This is a genomic window from Sodalis sp. C49 (assembly GCF_046352915.1).
Classification (GTDB): Bacteria; Pseudomonadota; Gammaproteobacteria; order Enterobacterales; family Enterobacteriaceae; genus Acerihabitans.
The window spans coordinates 2,499,669-2,521,110 of the sequence record NZ_CP163303.1 but is presented as its reverse complement, the minus strand read 5'-3'; the positions used below and the strand labels follow the sequence as shown (position 1 = coordinate 2,521,110).

Below are 21,442 nucleotides of genomic sequence, written 5' to 3'. Positions count from 1 at the left end.
ACTGCTATGTCAAAAAAAACCTTACGCCGTCAGCGGCTTAAGCACCAGGCGTTGAATCTTGCCCACGATAAACAGATAACTCAAAATCACCACCAGGCCGTTGGCGGCGACATAAATCAGGGCGCCGTCAAAGGATCCGGTTTTATTCAGGATATAACCGATGACAATCGGCGTGGTGATGGCGCCGATTTGCGTCACCAGGTTCAGTACGCCGCCGCTCAGGCCGACGATTTCTTTCGGCGCGGTGTCCGCGTTGACCGTCCAGCCCAGCGCGCCGATGCCTTTGCCGAAGAACGCCAGCGACATGGCCGCCACCACCACCACGTCGGAAGTGGTGTAGTTGCAAATCACCATACTGGTGCACATCAGCATGCCGATAATGATCGGCGTCTTGCGCGCCACCGACAGCGAAAATCCTTTGTTAAGCAGATAATCGGAGAAAATACCGCCGAGCACGCCGCCGATACAGCCGCAGATCGCCGGCAGCGCGGCGACAAAACCGGCCTGCAGGATGGACATGCCGCGTCCCTTCACCAGATAGATGGGGAACCAGGACAAGAAGAACCAGGTGATGGCGTTAACGCAATAGTTGGCCAGGTAAATACCCAGCAGCATCCGGCTGGAAAGCAGCTGCTTGATATACCCCATCTGCGGTCCGGCCTCGGTTTTCTGGTGGGCCGCCGCGTTATCCATATCCACCAGGCCGCCGCCGGCGCGGATATACTCCAGCTCCTGCTTGCTGACCTTCGGGTGGTCGAGCGGGCTGTACATGGTCTTGAACCAGACCAGGGATAGCACCACGCCCACCACGCCCATGACGATAAATACGTATTCCCAGCTTACTTCCTGGGTAATCCATCCCAACAGAGGATTGAAGATCACCAGCGCGGCATACTGGGAAATATTAAATATCGCCGAGGCGGTGCCGCGTTCCCTGACCGGGAACCAGGCGGAGACGATGCGGCTGTTGGCCGGCATCACCGGCGCCTCGGCGAACCCGACCATAAAGCGCAGGATAAACAGCATCATCGCCGCGGAGGCGAAGAAGTGCACAAACCCCTGCATAAAGGTAAATATCGACCAGATCAGAATGGCGGCGCCATAGATGATTTTTGAACCAAACCGATCCAGCAGCCAGCCGCCCGGCAGCTGCGCCAGGGTATAAGCCCAGCCGAACGCCGAGAAGATATAGCCCATTTGCAGCGGGTCGAGCCCCAGGTCGGCGGCGACGTGTGGACCGGCAATGGACAGGGTGGAACGGTCGGCGTAATTAACCGTACTGATGATAAACAGGATTGCCAGGATCCAAAACCTGGAGCGGGTTTTGTGGGTGGCGACGGAAATTGAGTTTTCGGCCATGATTCCTCTTCCCGGTAGGGGAATGTGATCGGGATATCGGGTACGTGGGTAGGGCGTCCCGCGTTGCTTTATAGCTATTATCGTCTTATGGTAGCGCTGACATTTTTGTGGCCGATGACTTCCGGCACGGGTAAGCAAGAGCTGAGTATAAGGGGAAGGGGTTGGCTGTACATTGTGCTGATGACTGAATGAAAAGTGGCAAAACAAGGGGTTTTAAGGCGAACGAACAGGGCGATGTGACCTGGGTCGAAGATCCAGGGAAATTTGTGATCGGTATAACATATCAGTGCAAGCGACTGTCGGTCCTTTTTTAAAATGACGTTTCATTTCAAGAAGTTATTATTTTTTCCATTTCAGGATCGGGGTCACATAAAAGAATCCCGATTAGTGAGATGGCTCACGGCAGGTCATTAAAACGGCAATTTCAGTCCAGATTCTTCGTCAAGGCTTATGCATCTGCATAATGTCAGGGGCTTGCCATGACGTTATAGTCATGCCAGCGTTTCCGTTTGCGACGGTTCTCCGTCTCCGTATTGTGCCCTTTGCCAAGGAAAAAATATGACTCCTGTTATCACCACGATGCAAGTCATCCCGGTTGCCGGCCATGACAGCATGTTGCTTAACCTCAGCGGCGCCCATGGCCCGTTTTTCACCCGCAATATCGTTATTCTTACCGACAACGCCGGGCATACCGGCGTGGGAGAAATCCCAGGCGGAGAAAAAATACGCCAGACCCTGGAGGACGCCGCCGCGCTGGTGGTCGGCCAGCCCCTGGGCGAATATAAAAATGTCATGAGCGCCGTGCGCCGGCAATACGCCGATCGGGATGTCGCCGGCCGGGGCCTGCAGACGTTCGATTTGCGCATTACCATTCATGTCGTCACCGGCATCGAGGCGGCGATGCTTGACCTGCTGGGCCAGTTCCTGGAAGTGCCGGTGGCGGCGCTGCTGGGCGAGGGGCAACAGCGCGACGAGGTGGAAATGCTCGGCTACCTGTTTTATATCGGCGATCGCCTGCGTACCGATTTACCTTACCGCAGCCAGGCGGATGAGACCTGCGATTGGTATCGGCTGCGGCATGAACAGGCGCTGACGCCGGCGGCGGTGGTGCGCCTAGCCGAATCCGCCTATGAAAAATACGGTTTTAATGATTTCAAGCTCAAGGGCGGGGTGCTGGCCGGGCAGGAGGAAGCCGCGGCGGTTACCGCCCTTGCGGCGCGTTTTCCCCAGGCGCGCATCACCCTGGACCCCAACGGCGCCTGGTCGCTCGCCGAGGCCATCGCCCTGGGCAAACAACTGCGCGGGGTGCTGGCCTATGCCGAGGATCCCTGCGGCGCCGAGCAGGGCTTTTCCGGCCGCGAGGTGATGGCGGAGTTCAAGCGCGCCACCGGCCTGCCCACCGCCACCAATATGATCGCCACCGACTGGCGGCAAATGGGGCATACCCTGGCGCTGCAATCGGTGGACATTCCCTTAGCCGATCCGCACTTCTGGACAATGCAGGGGTCGGTACGGGTTGCGCAGCTGTGCCACGAATGGGGACTGACCTGGGGCTCGCATTCCAACAATCATTTCGATATTTCGCTGGCGATGTTCACCCACGTGGCGGCCGCCGCGCCGGGAAACATCACCGCCATCGATACCCACTGGATCTGGCAGGAAGGGGACCAGCGCCTGACCAGGGAGCCGCTGCAAATCGTCGGCGGTAAAGTCAAGGTGCCGGAAAAACCGGGGCTCGGTATTGAACTGGATAGGGATCAGCTGATGAAGGGCAATGCGCTCTATCAGCAACATGGCCTTGGCGCGCGTGACGACGGCATCGCCATGCAATACCTGATCCCCAATTGGCGCTTCGATAATAAACGTCCGGCGCTGGTGCGCTAGCGCTGGGCGGCGCCCCGGTCCGCCTTGGGCGTGGGCGCCGTGGCGACAGCCGCAGGCTAATCCTGGGGTAAAAAAAAAGGCCGGGAGCGATTCCCGGCCAACCTATCAAAGTTCATTCACACATAGCAAAGGGTGGTTCAGTGGTGGTAAGGGTAATCAGGTCACCGGCGCCGGGTTGAATACCGACAGGGCGTTATGAATGCCCCATTGATCGGACCAGGTTTTTTTGCGGCCGCTGGCGATATCCAGGATCAGTTCAAACAATTGCCAGCCCACGTCTTCAATGGTTGCCCTGCCGGTGGCGATGGAACCGGCGCTGATATCCATCAAATCAAACCAGCGGTCGGCCAGCGCGTCGCGCGTCGCCATCTTGATCACCGGCACGGCCACCAAACCATAGGGCGTGCCGCGCCCGGTGGTAAATACCTGTATGGTGATGCCGGAGGCAAGCTGCTGGGTACCGCAAATAAAATCACTGGCGGGGGTGGCGGCGAAAATCAGCCCCTTTTTCGTCGGACGCTGGCCGGGGGAGAGCACCTCCACAATGGCGCTGGTGCCTGATTTGGCGATGGAACCGAGCGATTTCTCAACAATATTGGCCAAACCGCCTTTTTTATTGCCCGGGGTGGTATTGGCGCTGCGATCGCTTTTACCATCGTCAAGGTAATTATCATACCAGGCCATTTCCTCCAGCAACCGGCGTCCCACCTGTTCGTCAGCCGCCCGCGGCGTCAGCAGGTGGATGGCGTCGCGCACTTCGGTCACTTCCGAAAACATCACCGTCGCGCCGCAGCGCACCAGCAGATCGGAAGCAAAGCCCACCGCCGGATTGGCGGTTACGCCGGAGAACGCATCGCTGCCGCCGCACTGCGTGCCCACCACCAGATCGGATACCGGGCAGGTTTGACGCTGGCGGGTGTTCAGACGCTGCAGATGATCTTCCGCTACCTGCAGAATATCATCCACCATGGACTTGAAGCCCACGTGTTTTTCGTCCTGGAGACGGGTGATGCTCACCCCCGGGCGTTCCACCGCGATGGGAATTTGATCCTCGGTGCCGGCCAGCAGGCGTTCGGGCGGCAATTTTTCGCAGCCCAGGCCGATCACCATGATTTCGCCGCCGAAATTCGGGTTGAGGGAGATATTATGGATGGTGCGAATCGGCACCACCGCGGCGGGCGCATTAATGGCCACGCCGCAGCCGTACAGATGGCTTAGCCCGACCACGCCGTCGACGTTGGGGTATTTTGGCAACAGATCGCGTTCAATCAGTTTCACCACGTATTCAACCACGCCGGCCACGCATTGTACGCTGGTGGTAATGCCCAGCAGGTTTTTAGTGCCGACGCTGCCGTCGGCATTCCGGTATCCTTCGAAGGTATAGCCCTCCAGCGGCGGCAACGTCGGCGGGACCTTGGTGGCCAGCGGCAGGGTTTCCAGCGCCGGGGCCTTGGGCATCTCGACCAGCGATTCATCAATCCAGCTGCCCTGTTTGATTTCACGCAAGGCATAGCCAATCACTTCGCCATAACGGACGATATCGCCGCCGATAGCGATATCGCGCAGGGCGACTTTATGCCCTTGCGGAACATGCTCGATTAATTTCAAGCCGTCCGCGAATTGAGTGCCGGCCGGCAAACCATTATTGTTCACGATAATCGCGACGTTATCGTCGACGTGAACTTTGATATACAATGCCTTTTCCGCATTGGTCATTATTGTTGATGACATAAACGTCTCCGCAAATACTAATCTGTTGTTATAACCCGAACCAGCGTTCAGCCAGGATAACAATACGGGTGATGAGGATATTATATGCGGAATAGGGGCACTTCTCATTGTGCAAATGCACGATTTTATAGCGGCTATACCCGGGATTTATTTGTCATATGTTCAGTATAATGTGATAAAGGTCACCCTTCATTCGCGGCAGAATCCACGCCAAAAAATAACGTGACGACCGTCGTGCTTTCACGTGCTCATGTCCAAAAAATCGGTTATTTTAGGCTTAATTGTTGTGCTTATGCACAGTGCCATTTTTCACGATGGTTTTTATACTATGCAGGTCAGTTAAATAAGACACCAACCGGCCTACCGGTGAAATAAAAAGACTCTTACGAGAAAATATTAACTCACGATAAAAAAGCGCAACGCAAAAAATAGTGTGGTAATGATTTTTTGTGTTCCCGAAGTTTATCGCCTGATTAGAGCGTATTCAATGAGCACGACACCTCTGGTTTCAAGTAGAACAAAAACACATGTCCGTTATGTGATTTTATTAATTATCTTCCTGGTCACCGCGGTTAACTACGCCGATCGGGCAACCCTGTCCATTGCCGGTTCCGATGTCGCCAAGACGCTGGGGCTGGACGCCGGGCAAATGGGGCAGATATTCGCCGCGTTTGGCTGGGCCTACCTTATTATGCAAATTCCCGGCGGCTGGCTGCTGGACCGTTTCGGGTCCAAACGCGTTTATACCTACAGCCTGTTTTTCTGGTCGCTGTTTACGCTGCTGCAGGGATTCGTCGGCTTTTTCCCGGTGGCTTACGCGGCGATGACGCTGTTTATCCTGCGCTTTATGCTGGGTTTCTCCGAGGCGCCGTCTTTCCCGGCCAATGCGCGCATCGTCGCCGCCTGGTTCCCCACCATTGAACGCGGCACCGCGTCGGCGATTTTTAACTCGGCGCAGTATTTCGCCCTGGCGATATTTTCTCCTATCCTGGGCTGGCTGACCTATGCCTGGGGATGGGAACATGTCTTCACCGTCATGGGCGTGCTGGGTTTCATCATGACGATGGTGTGGATCAAATATATTCAAAACCCGAATAAACACCCCCGCGTTTCGCAGCAGGAGCTGGATTACATCGCCGCCGGCGGCGCCATGGTCGATATGGACACGCCGAGAGACGGTAAAAAAGACGGCCCGCGCTGGGATTATGTCAAACAGATGCTGACCAACCGCATGATGCTCGGCGTATTTTTCGGCCAGTATTTCATCAACAGTATTACTTGGTTCTTCCTGACCTGGTTCCCGATTTACCTAGTGCAGGATAAGGGCATGTCCATCCTGAAAGTGGGCCTGATTGCCTCGATCCCGGCGTTGTTCGGTTTTGCCGGCGGCGTCCTGGGCGGCGTGGTTTCCGATATTCTGATCAAGCGCGGCCACTCGCTGACCGTGGCGCGTAAGATACCGATCGTCGTGGGCATGCTGCTGGCCACCAGCATTATCCTGTGCAACTACACCAACAATACGGTCATCGTGGTGGCGCTGATGGCGCTGGCGTTCTTCGGCAAAGGCTTCGGCGCCCTGGGCTGGCCGGTGATTTCCGATACCGCGCCAAAAGAAGTGATCGGCCTGTGCGGCGGCATATTCAATGTGTTCGGCAACGTGGCTTCCATCGTTACGCCGCTGGCTATCGGTTATATGGTCAAGGAATTGCATTCATTCAACGCCGCGCTGATCTTTGTCGGCTGTTCCGCCCTGGCGGCCATGCTGTGCTACCTGGTGGTGGTCGGCGAAATCAAGCGACTGGTGCTGGTTAAATCCTGATATCGCGGGCCCGGCGTTTTGGGGCCCGCTACTTTCTGTTTCATTGCATAGAGGTAAATTATGAACACTCCACTACTGCCTAACCGTTTTCGCCAGGGGTTACTTCAGGGGGAAACCCAGATTGGGTGCTGGTGCGCGCTGGCAAATCCCATTACCACGGAAGTGTTGGGCCTGGCGGGATTCGACTGGCTGGTACTGGACGGTGAGCACGCGCCTAATGATGTCGGCACTTTTGTTCCGCAGCTGATGGCGCTTAAGGGCAGCCACAGCGCGCCGGTGGTGCGTCCGCCAACCAATGAGCCGGTGATTATCAAACGCCTGCTGGATATTGGTTTTTATAATTTCCTGATCCCGTTTGTCGAAACCGAAGAGCAGGCCCTGCGCGCGGTATCCTCCACCCGGTATCCTCCCGCCGGCATCCGCGGCGTGTCGGTTTCCCATCGTTCCAATATGTTTGGCACCGTGCCGGACTATAACGCCACCATCAATGACAATATCACCGTGCTGGTGCAGATCGAAAGCCAGGAAGGCGTGGACAATATCGACGCCATCGCCGCGGTTGACGGCGTCGACGGTATCTTTGTCGGCCCGGGCGATTTGTCCGCGGCGCTGGGTTACCTGGGACAGCCGGGCCATGAAGCGGTGCAAAGCGTCATCCGCCATATTTTTGCCCGCGCCAAGGCCCATGGCAAGCCGAGCGGCATCCTGGCGCCGGTGGAAGCCGACGCCCGCCGTTATCTGGAGTGGGGCGCCACCTTCGTTGCGGTCGGCAGCGATCTCGGCGTATTCCGCGGCGGCACCCAGGCGCTGGCCGACAAATTTAAAAAATAACCGACATGGCGCGTCTGACGCGCCCTACACTTTTTATAGCAAGCGTTAAGAGGTAATAGTAATGAAAATTGGATTTATTGGCTTGGGCATCATGGGAAAACCAATGAGCAAAAACCTGCTGAAAGCGGGTTACTCATTAGTGGTACTGGATCGCAATACCGAAGCGGTAGCGGAAGTGGTTGCGGCCGGAGCCACCTCAGCCGACACGGCGAAGGCCGTGGCCGAACAAACCGATATCATTATCACCATGCTGCCGAACTCTCCGCATGTTAAAGAAGTGGTGCTGGGTGAAAACGGCGTGGTAGAAGGCGCCAAAGCCGGTACCCTGGTCATTGATATGAGCTCCATCGCGCCGTTGGCCAGCCGCGAAATCGCCGCCGCCCTGGCGGAAAAAGGCATCGACATGCTTGATGCCCCGGTCAGCGGCGGCGAGCCCAAAGCCATCGAAGGCACCCTGTCCGTGATGGTCGGCGGTGATAAGGCTTTATTCGACAAGAGCTTTGAACTGCTGAAGGCCATGGCGGCTTCCGTGGTGCATACCGGTGATATCGGCGCCGGTAACGTCACCAAACTGGCCAACCAGGTGATCGTGGCGCTGAATATCGCCGCCATGTCGGAAGCGCTGGTGCTGGCAACCAAGGCCGGCGTCGACCCGGAAAAAGTATTCCAGGCCATTCGCGGCGGACTGGCGGGCAGCACGGTGCTGGAAGCCAAGGCGCCGATGGTATTGGATCGCAACTTCAAGCCGGGTTTCCGCATTGACTTGCATATCAAGGATCTGGCCAATGCCCTGGATACGTCGCATGGCGTCGGCGCGCAACTGCCGTTAACCGCGGTGGTAATGGAAATGATGCAGGCCCTGAAGCAAGACGATTTGGGCAATGCGGATCACAGCGCCCTGGCTTGTTATTATGAAAAATTGGCCAAGATTGAAGTTAAGCGGCAATAAATTGGTCGGGCGCCGGACCGGCGCCCTGCGAGGCGGCAAAATAGCTATTTTGCCGGCTTCAGCTCAACAGGCGCAGGTAGTCTATGAAGATAGTAATCGCACCGGATTCTTACAAAGAAAGTTTGTCTGCCTTGGAGGTCGCAACGCAGATCGAACAGGGATTTCGTGACGTGTTTCCCGATGCCCATTACGTCAAATTGCCGGTGGCGGATGGCGGTGAGGGCACCGTGGAGGCCATGGTGGCGGCCACCGGGGGTGAAATCGTCAAGGTCAGGGTCACCGGCCCCCTTGGCGACCAGGTGGACGGCTTTTTCGGCCTGTCCGGCGATAAACAAACCGCGTTTATCGAAATGGCCGCTGCCAGCGGGCTGGAATTGGTGCGCGCCTGCGACCGCAATCCGCTGTTAACCACCTCTTTCGGCACCGGCGAGCTGATCCGCTGCGCGCTGGATCACGGCGTTAAACATTGCATTATCGGCATCGGCGGCAGCGCCACCAACGACGGCGGCGCCGGCATGGTGCAGGCGCTGGGCGGCGGGCTGCTCGACGCGCAGGGTCAACAGATCGGTTACGGCGGCGGCGAGCTGGATAAGCTGGCGCGTATCGATATTACCCATCTGGATCCGCGCATCAGGGAATGCCGTTTCGAGGTGGCCTGCGACGTCACCAATCCCCTGACCGGCGATGAGGGCGCCACGGCGATATTCGGCCCGCAGAAAGGCGCGACGCCTGCCATGATCCGGCAACTTGACGCCTCGCTTGGGCATTATGCCGCCATTATCAAACGCGATTTGGATAAAGATGTCGAACATATCCCCGGCGCGGGCGCGGCCGGCGGCATGGGCGCCGGTTTACAGGCGTTTTGCGGCGCGGAGCTGCGCAAAGGTATCGAAATCGTTACCGAGGCGCTGGGACTGGATGCCCTGGTCAGGGACGCTACCCTGGTGATCACCGGGGAAGGGCGCATCGACAGCCAGACCATCCACGGTAAAGTGCCGATTGGGGTGGCGCTGGTCGCCAAACGCTATAACAAGCCGGTGATCGGCATCGCCGGCAGCCTGACCGCCGACGTGGGGGTGGTGCATCAGCACGGCCTGGACGCGGTGTTCAGCGTGTTATATGAAATCTGCACGCTGGAGGACGCGCTGGAAAACGCCGCCGCCAATGTGCGCATGACCGCGCGCAATATCGCGGCTACCATCAAGCTGGCCCGCGAGATGGCCTGATTTACAAGACGCCGGCTAAACGCCGGGGTAAAGGGTGGCGCAGCTTCACGGCGGCCACTCTTTTTTTTTGCGCGGCCTGGCCGGCGGCGCCTAAGCCGTAAGAAAAGGCGCGGACGCCAGGGTGACATTTTCAATTTCATCCAGCATTTCCAGCCACTCCGGCTCCAGCGCCGCCAGCGGCGTGCCCGCGCGCAGTTGGCGTTCGATATCGGCGCAGAGCCGCCTGAGCCTGGGCACGCCGCTGTAGCTGCAACTGCCGTGCAGTTTGTGCACCAGCTCACCGATATGCGGGTCCTCGACGCCGTTTACCACGGCGGTCACCCGTTGTTTTACCTCGATTAAAAAGCTGACCAGCATCCCCAGCAGGTCTTGGGCCAAATCCGGTTTGTCGGCGGCCTGGCGCAGCGCCAACTGCCAATCCAGGGTGGCGTCCTGATTGTCCTGCTCCGCGGTCGCGTCCGCCGTTTGCGCGTGCGGCGAGCGGCGTACCTCTTCGGCGCCATAACGCGCCAGCAGCCGCTGCAATCTGTTTTCGTCGATGGGTTTGGCCAGGTAATCATCCATGCCGGCCTCAAGCAGTTTTTCCCGCTCATTGCCCAGCGTATGGGCGGTAACCGCCACGATGGGCGTTTGCGCGTGGCGCGGCAACTGCCGCATCAGCTCGGCCGCGCGCAGGCCGTCAATTTCCGGCATCTGGATATCCATCAGGATCAGATCCAGCGGATGCCCGTCGGCGTAGGCCAGCGCTTCGCGGGCGTTTTGGCATAAAATGGTGTGTTCCACCTGCTCTTGCAGCAGCGCGCCGATAAGCTTCAGGTTGGCCGGATTGTCATCCACCGCCATGACGGTCAGCGGCAGGCGCGCGGCGCGGGGCGGCGTGACTTGGCTTACCACGGGCCGCGGCCGCGCGCGCAGCAAGGGTAAAAACCGGTTGGCGGAGACCGGCTTCGCCAGGCAGGCACAGGCGCCCATGCGTTTGATCTGCTCAGCCTCCACCATGGCGGGGCTGGGCAAGGCCAGGATCACGCAGCCGGCAATCCCGGCGGCTTCAGTCAGCTCGCGCTTGATATCGATTAACGAGAGGCGCTGCGTCACCGGTTTGCCGATAAGCAAAATATCATAGTGCCCCGCCGGCAGTTGCGTCAGCGTCGGACTGAAACTGACCGTCAGCGGCGTGGCGCGCAGCATATCCAGCGTCGCCTGGGCGGCGGCGGGGTTGGCTTCGACAAACGCCAGGCTTTTATCGCGCAGATGGGCATAATCCGGCGCGCCGTCGGCCCCGCTCAACTGCAGGGGGATATGAAACCAAAAGGACGAGCCGCGGTCGACCTGGCTGTGGAAATTGATATCGCCGCCCATTTCCTTGATCAGTTTCTGGGTAATCACCAGCCCCAGGCCGGTGCCGCCGTGGCGGCGGGTAATGCTGGCGTCCGCCTGGCGAAACGCCTGGAACAGCTGCGACTGCTGACGTTCGGCGATGCCGATCCCGGTATCGTGGATCTGCACCTCCAGCTCCATTTGATGATTCCCGGTGCCGTGTTTTTCAATGCGGATATCGATATTGCCCTGTTCGGTAAACTTGATGGCGTTGCCCAACAGGTTGGTAATGACCTGCTGCAGGCGCAGGGGATCGCCCACCACGCCGTCCGGCACATCCTGCTGCACGTTCAGAGTAATCTCCAGTCCCTTCTCATGGGCGGTCTGCGCCAGCAGGACAATCACCTCATCCAGGGTGGCGCGCAGCGCGAACGGAATGGCCTCCAGCAGCAGCTTGCCGGCTTCCAGTTTGGAAAAATCCAGCACATCGTTAATAATGCTAAGCAGGTTATTGCCCGAACGTTCTATGGTCTGCAGGTAATCCCGCTGCGTCGGCGACAGCGGCGTTTTTAACGTCTGCCGGGTAAAACCGATGACGCCGTTAAGCGGGGTGCGCAGTTCGTGGGACATATTGGCCAGGAATTCCGATTTGATGCGCACCGCCTCCTGGGCGCGTTTTTTAGCCAGATCCAGCTCGACGTTCTGGATCTCCATCTGCTCCAGGGTTTCGCGCAGGTCCGAGGTGGCCTGATCGATATTCTGCTGCATTTCCTCATGATATGCCGTCAGCGACATGGCCATTGAGTTGATGCCGTTTTTCAGCATATCCAGCTCACCGAGCATATACCCCTCCACCCGGCTGTCGAGCTGGCCGCGCCGGATGCGATCGACCGTGCTGACCATATTGCGGATGGGGCCGGTAACATCGCGCATCAGGCGATAGGCGAACAGCATGGCGATACACAGGCACAGCAGCAGCAGCAGCGTCGAGACAAAGGCTTCTTTATATTGCTGCAACCGTACCGAATCCAGGTCCAGCTCAATGGTAATATAGCCCAGCGGCGCGATGCGGGCGTCGGCCTGGTTTGCCGGGTCGGGCAAATCATCCTCCGACCAGATGGGCGCGCGCATGATAAGCGTACCGCCCAGGCGCGCCAGGGTCAGTTCGCCGGGCGGCGGACTGCCCGGCGGCAACTGCTGTTGGTTGATATTCTGGTGGTAGTTGGAGGTGGCGAAAAGTTTATTATTGGCATCGAACACGCTTATCGAGCGTACAATATCGGAGTGATGGCGATGCAGCAGGTTGACGAGATGGCGCACCGAGTCGCGGTCATGAAGGGTCATGCCGTAGACGGTTGATACCGCCAGCGGTTCGATAATGCTCGTGCCGGCAGCCACAAGCTGATTCTGCAATTCGTTATAACGATGAACGACAAAAAATGCGCTTAGCAGCAAACCGATCAATAACGTCGGCGCCAGAATCAGTATCATCATCCGCGCGCGCAAGCTGTATTTGGTCATAGCGTTCCAATATGGGAGAATGATAACCCGGCTATTCAGGAAACCTGTAACAAGCAATTATGGCGCAATTCTACTCTGCAAACCGTCGCGTGGCGACACAGCAAACCCTGACCGTGACCTGTCACGATCTGGATGGTTTCGGCCAGGGTGTGGCGCGCCACCAGGGGAAAACGATTTTTATCCCCGGTCTGTTGCCGGGTGAGCAGGCCGAGGTGCGCATCACCGAGGACAAACGCCAGTTTAGCCGGGGCCGGGTGACCAAAAGGTTAAACGACAGCCCGGAGCGGGTCGCGCCGCGCTGCCCGCATTTCGGCGTTTGCGGCGGATGCCAGCAGCAGCACATCAGCCAGGCGTTGCAACAGCAAAGCAAGGCCGCCACGCTGCGCACGCTGCTGACGCGGGAAATCGGCGCGATTCCGGGCGCTATCATTCGCGTGGGCGCGGACGCCTACGGCTACCGGCGGCGCGCGCGCCTGGGGCTGGAATACCGCCAAAAGTCCCGCTCCCTGGCCATGGGCTATCGCCAGGCGAAGTCCAGCGATGTGGTGGACATTACCCATTGCCCCATCCTGATCCCGGGCCTGGAGCAACTGCTGGCGCCGTTGAAAGCGGCGCTGGCGCAGCTAAAGGCGGCCAAGCGCCTGGGGCATGTGGAACTGGTGATGGCGGACAACGGGCCGCTGGTGGTGCTGCGCCATCTTGATGTGCTTGACGACGGCGACCGGCGGCGGCTGCTGGACTTCGCCGCGCGCCATCAGGTGATGATGTGGCTGGCCGCGGACAGCGAGTCGCTGGAATGCCTGCATGGCGAGCCGCCGGTATACCACATTGACGATTTGCGTCTACAGTTCAGCCCAAGGGATTTCATTCAGGTCAACGCCGAGGTTAACCGCCGCATGGTGGCGCTGGCGCTGGAATGGCTGGCGCCCGGGGCGGATGAGCGGGTGCTGGATTTGTTCTGCGGCATGGGCAACTTTACCCTGCCGCTGGCCAAACGCTGCGCCGAGGTTATCGGCGTGGAAGGGGTTGCGGCGCTAGTGGCGAATGGGCAATATAATGCACAACAGAATTTATTGAATAACGTCACCTTCTTTCATGACAATCTGGAAGAGGACGTGACCACACGGCCCTGGGCCAACCGGGGATTTGATAAAATATTGCTCGACCCGGCACGTGCCGGCGCCCTGGGCGTCATGTCCCATATTGCCGCCTGGGCGCCCCGGCGTATCGTCTATGTGTCTTGTAACCCCACAACACTTGCGCGGGATAGCACTGTGTTGATGGCGTCGGGGTATGTCCCGGCGCGCGTGGCTATGCTGGATATGTTTCCGCATAGCGGACATCTTGAATCGATGACGTTGTTTGTAAAAGATGCCGGCGTCTGTGCAAAGTAGGGAGTGGATATGGTTGCGGTAAGAAGTGCGCATTTGAATACAGCGGGCGAGTTTGTCCCCGAAGACTGGGTTGCCAGTCTGGGTCTTTCCAACCCGCAGTCAAGTGAGCGGCTGGCCGAAACCTGGCGTTATTGCGAGCAGCAATGTAAAGAGCACCCCGAGGCGGCGCTGATCCTCTGGCGCGGCATCGAGATGGTGGAGATCCTGTCCATGCTCAGCATGGACAGCGACAGCCTGTGCGCGGCGCTGCTGTTCCCCCTTGCCGACAGCGAGGTGGTCGAAGAATCGGTGCTCGAGACGCAGTTCGGCAAGAAAATCGTCGATCTGGTGCACGGCGTGCGCGATATGGACGCCATCCGCCAGTTAAAAGCCACCACTAACGACTCCATGGCGCCGGAGCAGGTGGATAACGTCCGGCGCATGCTGCTGGCCATCGTCGAAGATTTCCGCTGCGTGGTCATCAAGCTTGCCGAGCGTATCGCCCATTTGCGCGAACTGAAGGACGCCCCTGAGGACGAGCGGGTGCTGGCGGCGAAAGAAAGTTCCAATATCTACGCGCCGCTGGCAAACCGGCTGGGGATCGGCCAGCTCAAGTGGGAACTGGAGGATTTCTGCTTCCGTTACCTGCATCCGGACGAGTACAAGCGCATTGCGCAGCTGCTGCATGAGCGGCGCATCGATCGTGAGCAGTATATCGATGATTTTGTCGCCTCGCTGCGCGATGCGATGAAAGAGGAAGGGCTGAAAGCGGATATCTACGGGCGGCCCAAGCATATCTACAGCATCTGGCGCAAGATGCAGAAAAAATCGCTGGAGTTCGACGAGCTGTTTGACGTGCGCGCCGTGCGGGTGGTGGTGGAGCGGCTGCAGGATTGTTATGCCGCGCTCGGCATCGTCCATACGCATTTTCGCCATTTGCCCGATGAGTTCGACGATTACGTCGCCAACCCCAAACCCAACGGCTACCAGTCCATTCACACCGTGGTGCTGGGGCCGCGCGGCAAAACGTTGGAAATCCAGATCCGTACCCGACAGATGCATGAAGACGCCGAACTGGGCGTGGCGGCGCACTGGAAGTACAAGGAAGGCGCCACCGCCACCGGCGGCGTGCGCTCCGGTTACGAAGAACGCATCGCCTGGCTGCGCAAGCTGCTGGCCTGGCAGGAAGAAATGGCGGATTCGGGGGAAATCCTCGACGAAGTGCGCAGCCAGGTGTTCGACGATCGGGTCTATGTCTTTACCCCGAAAGGCGATGTGATCGATTTGCCCGCCGGCTCCACGCCGCTGGATTTCGCCTACCATATCCACAGCGATGTCGGACACCGCTGCATCGGCGCCAAGATAAGCGGGCGCATCGTGCCCTTTACCTACCAGCTGCGCATGGGCGACCAGGTGGAGATCATCACCCAGAAGCAGCCGAACCCCAGCCGCGACTGGCTGAATCCCAACCTGGGATATGTCACCACCAGCCGCGGGCGCTCGAAGATCCATAACTGGTTCCGTAAACAGGACCGGGACAAGAATATCCTGGCCGGCCGCCAGCTGCTGGACGATGAACTGGAGCATTTGGGCCTGAGCATCAAGGAAGCCGAAAAGCTGCTGCTGCCGCGCTATAACGTCAATACCCTCGACGAGCTGCTGGCGTCCATCGGCGGCGGCGACGTGCGCATCAACCAGATGATTAACTTCCTGCAGGGCAAGCTGAACAAGCCCAGCCCGGAAGAGCAGGATCGCGCGGCGCTCAAGCAACTGACGCAAAAGCCGTCCGCGGTGCCGCGCTCGAAGGATAACGGCCGGGTGGTGGTGGAAGGGGTCGGCAACCTGATGCACCATATCGCCCGCTGCTGCCAGCCGATCCCCGGCGATGAGATTACCGGTTTCATTACCCGCGGCCGCGGCATCTCCATTCACCGCGCGGACTGCGAGCAATTGGCGGATTTACAGGCCAACGCCCCCGAACGCATTGTCGACGCCGTCTGGGGCGAGAGTTATTCCAGCGGCTACTCGCTGGTGGTGCGGGTGGTGGCCAACGATCGCAGCGGCCTGCTGCGCGATATCACCACTATCCTGGCCAATGAAAAGGTCAACGTGCTGGGCGTGGCCAGCCGCAGCGACATCAAACAGCAACTGGCGACCATCGATATGGATATTGAAATCTATAACCTGCAGGTACTTGGCCGGGTATTGTCCAAACTTAATCAACTGCCGGACGTGATCGACGCGCGCCGGCTGCACGGAGAATAATATGACCGCGAACGCCATCGATGCCTCGGCCGCCGCCCAGGCCAGGCTGCTGGCCATCATGACCCGCCTGCGCGACCCGCGCACGGGCTGTCCGTGGGACAAGCGCCAGACGTTCGACACCATCGTCCCCTACACCCTGGAGGAGACCTACGAGGTGCTGGACGCCATTGCCCGGCGCGATTATGACGATTTGCGCGACGAATTGGGCGATTTGCTGTTCCAGGTGGTGTTTTACGCTGAAATAGCGCGCGAGCAGGGACTGTTCGATTTTGCCGGCGTCTGCGACGCCATCAGCGATAAACTCGAGCGCCGCCATCCGCATATTTTTGCCCGGCAGCCCGGCGAGGACGGCGCGGCGCCTCCCGGCCAGTGGGAACAGCTCAAGGCGCGGGAACGGGCGGAAAAAGAACGCCTGTCGCCGCTCGACGATATTCCCGACGCCCTGCCGGCGTTGATGAAGGCGCAGAAAATCCAGCAGCGCTGCGCCACGGTGGGTTTTGACTGGACCACGCTCGGCCCGGTGGTGGACAAGGTCTACGAAGAAATCAATGAGGTGATGCACGAAGCCCGCCAGGCGGTGGTGGATGAAGATAAGCTTGAGGAAGAACTGGGCGATCTGCTGTTCGCCACCGTCAACCTGACCCGCCATTTGGGCAAGAAAGCGGAAACCGCTTTGCAAAAAGCCAACCGTAAATTCGAGCGCCGGTTTCGCCAGGTGGAAGAGATTATCCAGGCCCAGGGGCAAACCCTGCCCCAGGCCAGTCTCGAGCAGATGGAAGCCGCCTGGCGGCAAATAAAAAAACGGGAAATCGCCGGGTAAACTCATCATTGCCGCTATGTTAACGATAACGCCGTTTTCGTAGCTAATATACTATAAAATAAGGTATTTATGGCAAGCGGTCATCGACTGGGCCAGCTGATGCGGCCGTTATGCCGCCTGCGCGATTTGCAAAACGAACGTTTGTGGCCGATTCGCGCTTCAGGTATACTGTTTTCCCGTCTTGGTTATTCCGTCTTTACACCTAAATTCTCAGGTTCAGCATGACAACAAATTATATTTTTGTAACCGGCGGGGTCGTTTCCTCATTGGGTAAAGGCATTGCCGCGGCCTCCCTGGCGGCTATTCTCGAAGCCCGGGGACTCAACGTTACCATCATGAAGCTGGACCCCTACATCAATGTGGATCCGGGTACCATGAGCCCTATCCAGCACGGCGAAGTGTTTGTCACCGAGGACGGAGCGGAAACCGATCTGGATCTGGGTCACTACGAGCGCTTTATCCGCACCAAAATGTCGCGTCGTAATAATTTCACCACCGGCCGCATATACTCCGACGTGCTGCGCAAAGAGCGCCGCGGCGATTATCTCGGCGCCACCATCCAGGTCATTCCGCATATCACCAACAACATCAAGGAACGCATCCTTGAAGGCGGCGAAGGCCACGACGTGGTGCTGGTGGAAATCGGCGGCACCGTGGGCGATATCGAATCCCTGCCGTTCCTCGAGGCCATCCGCCAGATGGCGGTGGACGTGGGCCGCGAACACACCATCTACATGCACCTCACCCTGGTGCCCTATATGGCCGCGTCGGGCGAGGTGAAAACCAAGCCGACCCAGCATTCGGTCAAGGAACTGCTTTCCATCGGCATCCAGCCGGACGTGCTGATTTGCCGCTCCGATCGCTCGGTACCCAACAACGAGCGGGCTAAAATCGCTTTATTCTGCAATGTGCCGGAAAAAGCGGTAATTTCCCTGAAAGATGTTGATTCCATTTATAAAATCCCGGCCCTCTTGAAATCCCAAGGCCTGGACGATTATATTTGTAAACGATTCAGCCTGAACTGTCCCGAGGCTAACCTGTCTGAATGGGAACAGGTGGTGTACGAGGAAGCCAATCCGGGCGGCGAAGTCACCATCGGCATGGTCGGTAAATATGTCGAACTGCCGGACGCGTATAAATCGGTTATCGAGGCGCTGAAGCACGCCGGGCTGAAAAACCGCCTGACGGTGAATATCAAGCTTATCGATTCGCAGGATGTGGAAACCCGCGGCGTGGAGATCCTGAAAAACCTCGATGCCATCCTGATTCCCGGCGGTTTCGGTTATCGCGGCGTCGAAGGCAAGATCCTGACCGCGCAGTACGCGCGTGAAAAGAAAATTCCCTACCTGGGCATCTGCCTGGGGTTGCAGGTGGCGTTGATCGAATTTGCCCGGCACGTGGCGGGCATGGAAAACGCAAACTCCACCGAATTTGTGCCAGACTGTAAGTACCCGGTGGTCGCGTTGATTACCGAGTGGCGCGACGAAAACGGCGTCGTGGAAACGCGCACCGAGCAAAGCGATCTGGGCGGCACCATGCGCCTGGGCAGCCAGGCTTGCCAGTTAACCGACGGCAGCCTGGTGCGCAGCATGTACGGCGAGCAGACCATCGTCGAGCGTCACCGCCACCGCTATGAAGTCAACAATATGCTGTTAAAGCCGATCGAAGCCGCCGGCCTGCGCGTTGCGGGGCTGTCGGGGGATAACCGCCTGGTGGAGATTATTGAATACCCGGATCATCCGTGGTTCGTGGCGTGCCAGTTCCATCCCGAGTTTACCTCGACGCCCCGTGACGGCCATCCGTTGTTCACCGGCTTCGTCAAGGCGGCCGGCGAGTACCAGAAGCGTCAGCTGAAATAAATTTGAACAGGCGGGCGGCGCGCGGTCAGGGTATCGCGGGCGGGTCGTCAGGAATTTTGTTTTAACTTGTACTGAGGAAATACTAAATGTCCAAAATTGTTAAAGTCATCGGCCGTGAAATCATCGATTCACGCGGCAATCCGACTGTAGAAGCAGAAGTGCATCTGGAAGGTGGTTTTGTAGGTTTGGCCGCTGCGCCGTCAGGTGCTTCCACCGGTTCGCGCGAAGCGCTTGAACTGCGTGACGGCGACAAATCGCGTTTTCTGGGTAAAGGCGTGACCAAGGCGGTTGCCGCGGTTAACGGTCCCATCGCTGAAGCGGTGCTGGGCAAAGACGCGAAAGACCAGGCCAATATCGACAAGATCATGATCGATCTGGACGGCACGGAAAACAAATCCAAATTTGGCGCCAACGCCATCCTGGCCGTTTCCCTGGCCGCGGCCAAGGCCGCCGCCGCGTCCAAAGGCATGCCTTTGTACGAACACATCGCTGAACTGAACGGCACCGCCGGCAAGTTCTCCATGCCGTTGCCGATGATGAACATCATCAACGGCGGCGAACATGCCGACAACAACGTCGACATCCAGGAATTCATGATCCAGCCGGTTGGCGCTAAAACCGTCAAGGAAGCGATTCGCATGGGTTCTGAAGTGTTCCATAACCTGGCGAAAGTGCTGAAGGCCAAGGGCCTGAATACCGCCGTTGGCGACGAAGGCGGCTACGCGCCGAACCTGGAATCCAACTCCGCCGCCCTGGCCGCCATCAAGGAAGCCGTGGAAAAAGCCGGTTATGTGCTGGGTAAAGATATCACCCTGGCCATGGACTGCGCCGCGTCTGAATTCTACAGCAAGGAAACCGGTAAATACGAACTGAAAGGCGAAGGCAAATCCTTCACCTCCGAAGAGTTCACCCACTACCTGGAAGGCCTGACCAAGACCTACCCGATCGTCTCCATCGAAGATGGCCTGGACGAATCGGATTGGGACGGCTTTGCCTACCAGACCAAAGTGCTGGGCGACAAAATCCAGCTGGTCGGTGATGACCTGTTCGTGACCAATACCAAGATCCTGAAAGAAGGTATCGATAAAGGCATCGCCAACTCCATCCTGATCAAGTTCAACCAGATCGGTTCGTTGACCGAAACCCTGGCGGCGATCAAAATGGCGAAAGATGCCGGTTACACCACCATCATCTCTCACCGTTCCGGCGAAACCGAAGACGCCACCATTGCCGATCTGGCCGTGGGCACCGCCGCGGGTCAAATCAAGACCGGTTCCATGAGCCGTTCCGACCGCGTTGCCAAGTACAACCAGCTGATTCGCATCGAAGAAGCCTTGGGCGCACGCGCACCGTTCAACGGTCTGAAAGAAGTGAAAGGCCAGGCATAATTGCCCATTCCCGACTCAGTGCGTCGTTTGCCGGCATGCTGACAGGAAATGCGGATGATGTTTTTATCACTTTTCGCATCTTCAAAAGCCCCATCGTAAAGATGGGGCTTTTTCTTGTCGTTTAATAGGGATTCAGCCGAAATCCACATCTAGCGCCTGATAGACGGCATAGTATGTGTCAGTAGTTAGCCATAATAAAAGAATGACATGGTAACCGCTTTTATTCCATGGCAGTGGAATAAGCATGTTATCTCTTGGTTTTAATGCCGCCGCGTGCTGCCAGTAGGGGGTTTGCGGGTTCAGCATTTCCCAGAACGGCACCGGTTCAAACTGGTCGCGAGAATAAGGCCATCGTTGCGACCAATCATCCTTGGTGATAAACGCCCGATAGCCCCTGGTGGCGCGCAGGACGTAATATAACCATTCTACATATAATTCCTGACCGCGGTTTACCCTGATCCTGGGCCAGGTAAAGGGAATGCCTAAATAGAAAGTCATATCCTGGTCGTCCAAAGACACCAGGCCCCGCCTATCCTGGTGACCACCGCTAAGGATGTAAAAGTCAGAGGGTGGCGTTGAGCTTTCTACATCATCCTGAAATGGTTGGCGAACAGGCCCCGGGAACCGGTCGGGAAAATTTTTGCCCCCGGTTATGGCTTCGGCAAACCAGACTTCAAGATATCCCTGATTGGCAAGAAACTGGGCACGTGAGGGTGGGACCGTCAAGCGGCCAAGGCGGGCCCCATAATCAACGTTTGATTCGCCGGAACATAGCGGGCACTCGGCGCGCTGGATTTTATCTCGCTGACAATGGGCATAGGGTGGGTTAAAGAGACGATGGCCATTACCGATATGATTCACCCTATAAAAACATTTAATATTTGAATTTTTTTTAGGTGGGTCAACTGTTTTTGCTTTATGGTACATAAGCGTCTCCAGATTTACTCGCAACGGAAAATCTTATTATTAGTGTAAGCGTCAGCGAAATGAATGATCTTTTACATTAAGTTGAAAAACCTGATAGCAAAAATTTCTATAGTTATCTGTATAATTAATTTACTTTTATATGTATGATTAAACCCGGTAATTGTTTTTAAATT

Annotated in this window: 14 protein-coding genes; 10 read left to right on the top strand and 4 right to left on the bottom strand. The window is 57.6% G+C overall.

Annotated features, from left to right (window positions below):
• Positions 1-21 precede the first annotated feature (21 nt).
• Positions 22-1,359, bottom strand: a complete 1,338-nt coding sequence (locus tag ABUK12_RS11435) for an MFS transporter (RefSeq protein WP_410016366.1) — start codon at positions 1,357-1,359, stop codon at positions 22-24.
• A 558-nt stretch (positions 1,360-1,917) separates the two neighbouring features.
• Here ABUK12_RS11435 and gudD point away from each other — a divergent pair.
• A complete protein-coding gene (gene gudD, locus ABUK12_RS11430; protein ID WP_410016365.1) occupies positions 1,918-3,243 on the top strand; it encodes a glucarate dehydratase in 1,326 nt (441 codons plus the stop codon).
• Positions 3,244-3,399: 156 nt separating this feature from the next.
• Here the strand turns inward: gudD and garD are convergent, their stop codons facing one another.
• On the bottom strand, positions 3,400-4,974 hold the full coding sequence (gene garD, locus ABUK12_RS11425; protein ID WP_410016364.1) for a galactarate dehydratase: 1,575 nt from the start codon (positions 4,972-4,974) through the stop codon (positions 3,400-3,402).
• A 487-nt stretch (positions 4,975-5,461) separates the two neighbouring features.
• Between garD and ABUK12_RS11420 the strand changes: the two genes are divergently transcribed.
• The 4 genes from ABUK12_RS11420 to ABUK12_RS11405 all read left to right on the top strand — a co-directional run bounded on the left by ABUK12_RS11420 (position 5,462) and on the right by ABUK12_RS11405 (position 9,799).
• On the top strand, positions 5,462-6,793 hold the full coding sequence (locus tag ABUK12_RS11420) for an MFS transporter (protein WP_410016363.1): 1,332 nt from the start codon (positions 5,462-5,464) through the stop codon (positions 6,791-6,793).
• Positions 6,794-6,853: 60 nt separating this feature from the next.
• Positions 6,854-7,624: a 2-dehydro-3-deoxyglucarate aldolase gene (garL, locus tag ABUK12_RS11415; protein WP_410016362.1), complete on the top strand. Its 771-nt coding sequence runs from the start codon at positions 6,854-6,856 to the stop codon at positions 7,622-7,624.
• Positions 7,625-7,679: 55 nt separating this feature from the next.
• Positions 7,680-8,573, top strand: coding sequence for a 2-hydroxy-3-oxopropionate reductase (gene garR, locus ABUK12_RS11410; RefSeq protein WP_410016615.1), 894 nt, complete (start codon positions 7,680-7,682; stop codon positions 8,571-8,573).
• An 83-nt stretch (positions 8,574-8,656) separates the two neighbouring features.
• On the top strand, positions 8,657-9,799 hold the full coding sequence (locus tag ABUK12_RS11405; protein WP_410016361.1) for a glycerate kinase: 1,143 nt from the start codon (positions 8,657-8,659) through the stop codon (positions 9,797-9,799).
• A 90-nt stretch (positions 9,800-9,889) separates the two neighbouring features.
• Here ABUK12_RS11405 and barA read toward each other — a convergent pair whose 3' ends face one another.
• The gene (barA, locus tag ABUK12_RS11400) at positions 9,890-12,637 is read right to left on the bottom strand and encodes a two-component sensor histidine kinase BarA (RefSeq protein WP_410016360.1); all 2,748 of its coding nucleotides are present in this window, start codon (positions 12,635-12,637) and stop codon (positions 9,890-9,892) included.
• 59 nt (positions 12,638-12,696) lie between these two features.
• Here barA and rlmD point away from each other — a divergent pair, with 59 nt between their 5' ends.
• The 5 genes from rlmD (at position 12,697) to eno (ending at position 20,342) form a co-directional block, all read left to right on the top strand.
• Positions 12,697-14,031 (top strand): 23S rRNA (uracil(1939)-C(5))-methyltransferase RlmD, encoded by a 1,335-nt coding sequence (gene rlmD / locus ABUK12_RS11395; RefSeq protein ID WP_410016359.1) that lies wholly within the window; start codon positions 12,697-12,699, stop codon positions 14,029-14,031.
• A 9-nt stretch (positions 14,032-14,040) separates the two neighbouring features.
• Entirely contained in the window at positions 14,041-16,275 is a 2,235-nt protein-coding gene (gene relA, locus ABUK12_RS11390; RefSeq protein ID WP_410016358.1) for a GTP diphosphokinase, read from the top strand.
• 1 nt (position 16,276) lies between these two features.
• Complete coding sequence (mazG, locus tag ABUK12_RS11385; RefSeq protein WP_410016357.1) at positions 16,277-17,095, top strand: nucleoside triphosphate pyrophosphohydrolase; 819 nt, start codon at positions 16,277-16,279, stop codon at positions 17,093-17,095.
• A gap of 221 nt (positions 17,096-17,316) precedes the next feature.
• Positions 17,317-18,954, top strand: a complete 1,638-nt coding sequence (pyrG, locus tag ABUK12_RS11380; protein ID WP_410016356.1) for a glutamine hydrolyzing CTP synthase — start codon at positions 17,317-17,319, stop codon at positions 18,952-18,954.
• An 86-nt stretch (positions 18,955-19,040) separates the two neighbouring features.
• On the top strand, positions 19,041-20,342 hold the full coding sequence (eno, locus tag ABUK12_RS11375; protein WP_410016355.1) for a phosphopyruvate hydratase: 1,302 nt from the start codon (positions 19,041-19,043) through the stop codon (positions 20,340-20,342).
• Between the two features lie 132 nt (positions 20,343-20,474).
• Here the strand turns inward: eno and ABUK12_RS11370 are convergent, their stop codons facing one another.
• Positions 20,475-21,269 carry a lytic polysaccharide monooxygenase gene (locus ABUK12_RS11370; RefSeq protein WP_410016354.1) on the bottom strand — a complete coding sequence of 265 codons (795 nt, stop codon included), beginning with the start codon at positions 21,267-21,269 and terminating at the stop codon, positions 20,475-20,477.
• Between the last annotated feature and the right edge of the window lie 173 nt (positions 21,270-21,442).

Coding starts and splice junctions, on each gene's coding strand:
- relA (WP_410016358.1), top strand. CDS start 14,041: ATGGTTGCGGTAAGAAGTGCGCATTTGAATACAGCGGGCGAGTTTGTC.
- ABUK12_RS11405 (WP_410016361.1), top strand. CDS start 8,657: ATGAAGATAGTAATCGCACCGGATTCTTACAAAGAAAGTTTGTCTGCC.
- ABUK12_RS11435 (WP_410016366.1), bottom strand. CDS start 1,359: ATGGCCGAAAACTCAATTTCCGTCGCCACCCACAAAACCCGCTCCAGG.
- garD (WP_410016364.1), bottom strand. CDS start 4,974: ATGTCATCAACAATAATGACCAATGCGGAAAAGGCATTGTATATCAAA.
- barA (WP_410016360.1), bottom strand. CDS start 12,637: ATGACCAAATACAGCTTGCGCGCGCGGATGATGATACTGATTCTGGCG.
- ABUK12_RS11420 (WP_410016363.1), top strand. CDS start 5,462: ATGAGCACGACACCTCTGGTTTCAAGTAGAACAAAAACACATGTCCGT.
- gudD (WP_410016365.1), top strand. CDS start 1,918: ATGACTCCTGTTATCACCACGATGCAAGTCATCCCGGTTGCCGGCCAT.
- mazG (WP_410016357.1), top strand. CDS start 16,277: ATGACCGCGAACGCCATCGATGCCTCGGCCGCCGCCCAGGCCAGGCTG.
- rlmD (WP_410016359.1), top strand. CDS start 12,697: ATGGCGCAATTCTACTCTGCAAACCGTCGCGTGGCGACACAGCAAACC.
- eno (WP_410016355.1), top strand. CDS start 19,041: ATGTCCAAAATTGTTAAAGTCATCGGCCGTGAAATCATCGATTCACGC.
- pyrG (WP_410016356.1), top strand. CDS start 17,317: ATGACAACAAATTATATTTTTGTAACCGGCGGGGTCGTTTCCTCATTG.
- ABUK12_RS11370 (WP_410016354.1), bottom strand. CDS start 21,269: ATGTACCATAAAGCAAAAACAGTTGACCCACCTAAAAAAAATTCAAAT.
- garL (WP_410016362.1), top strand. CDS start 6,854: ATGAACACTCCACTACTGCCTAACCGTTTTCGCCAGGGGTTACTTCAG.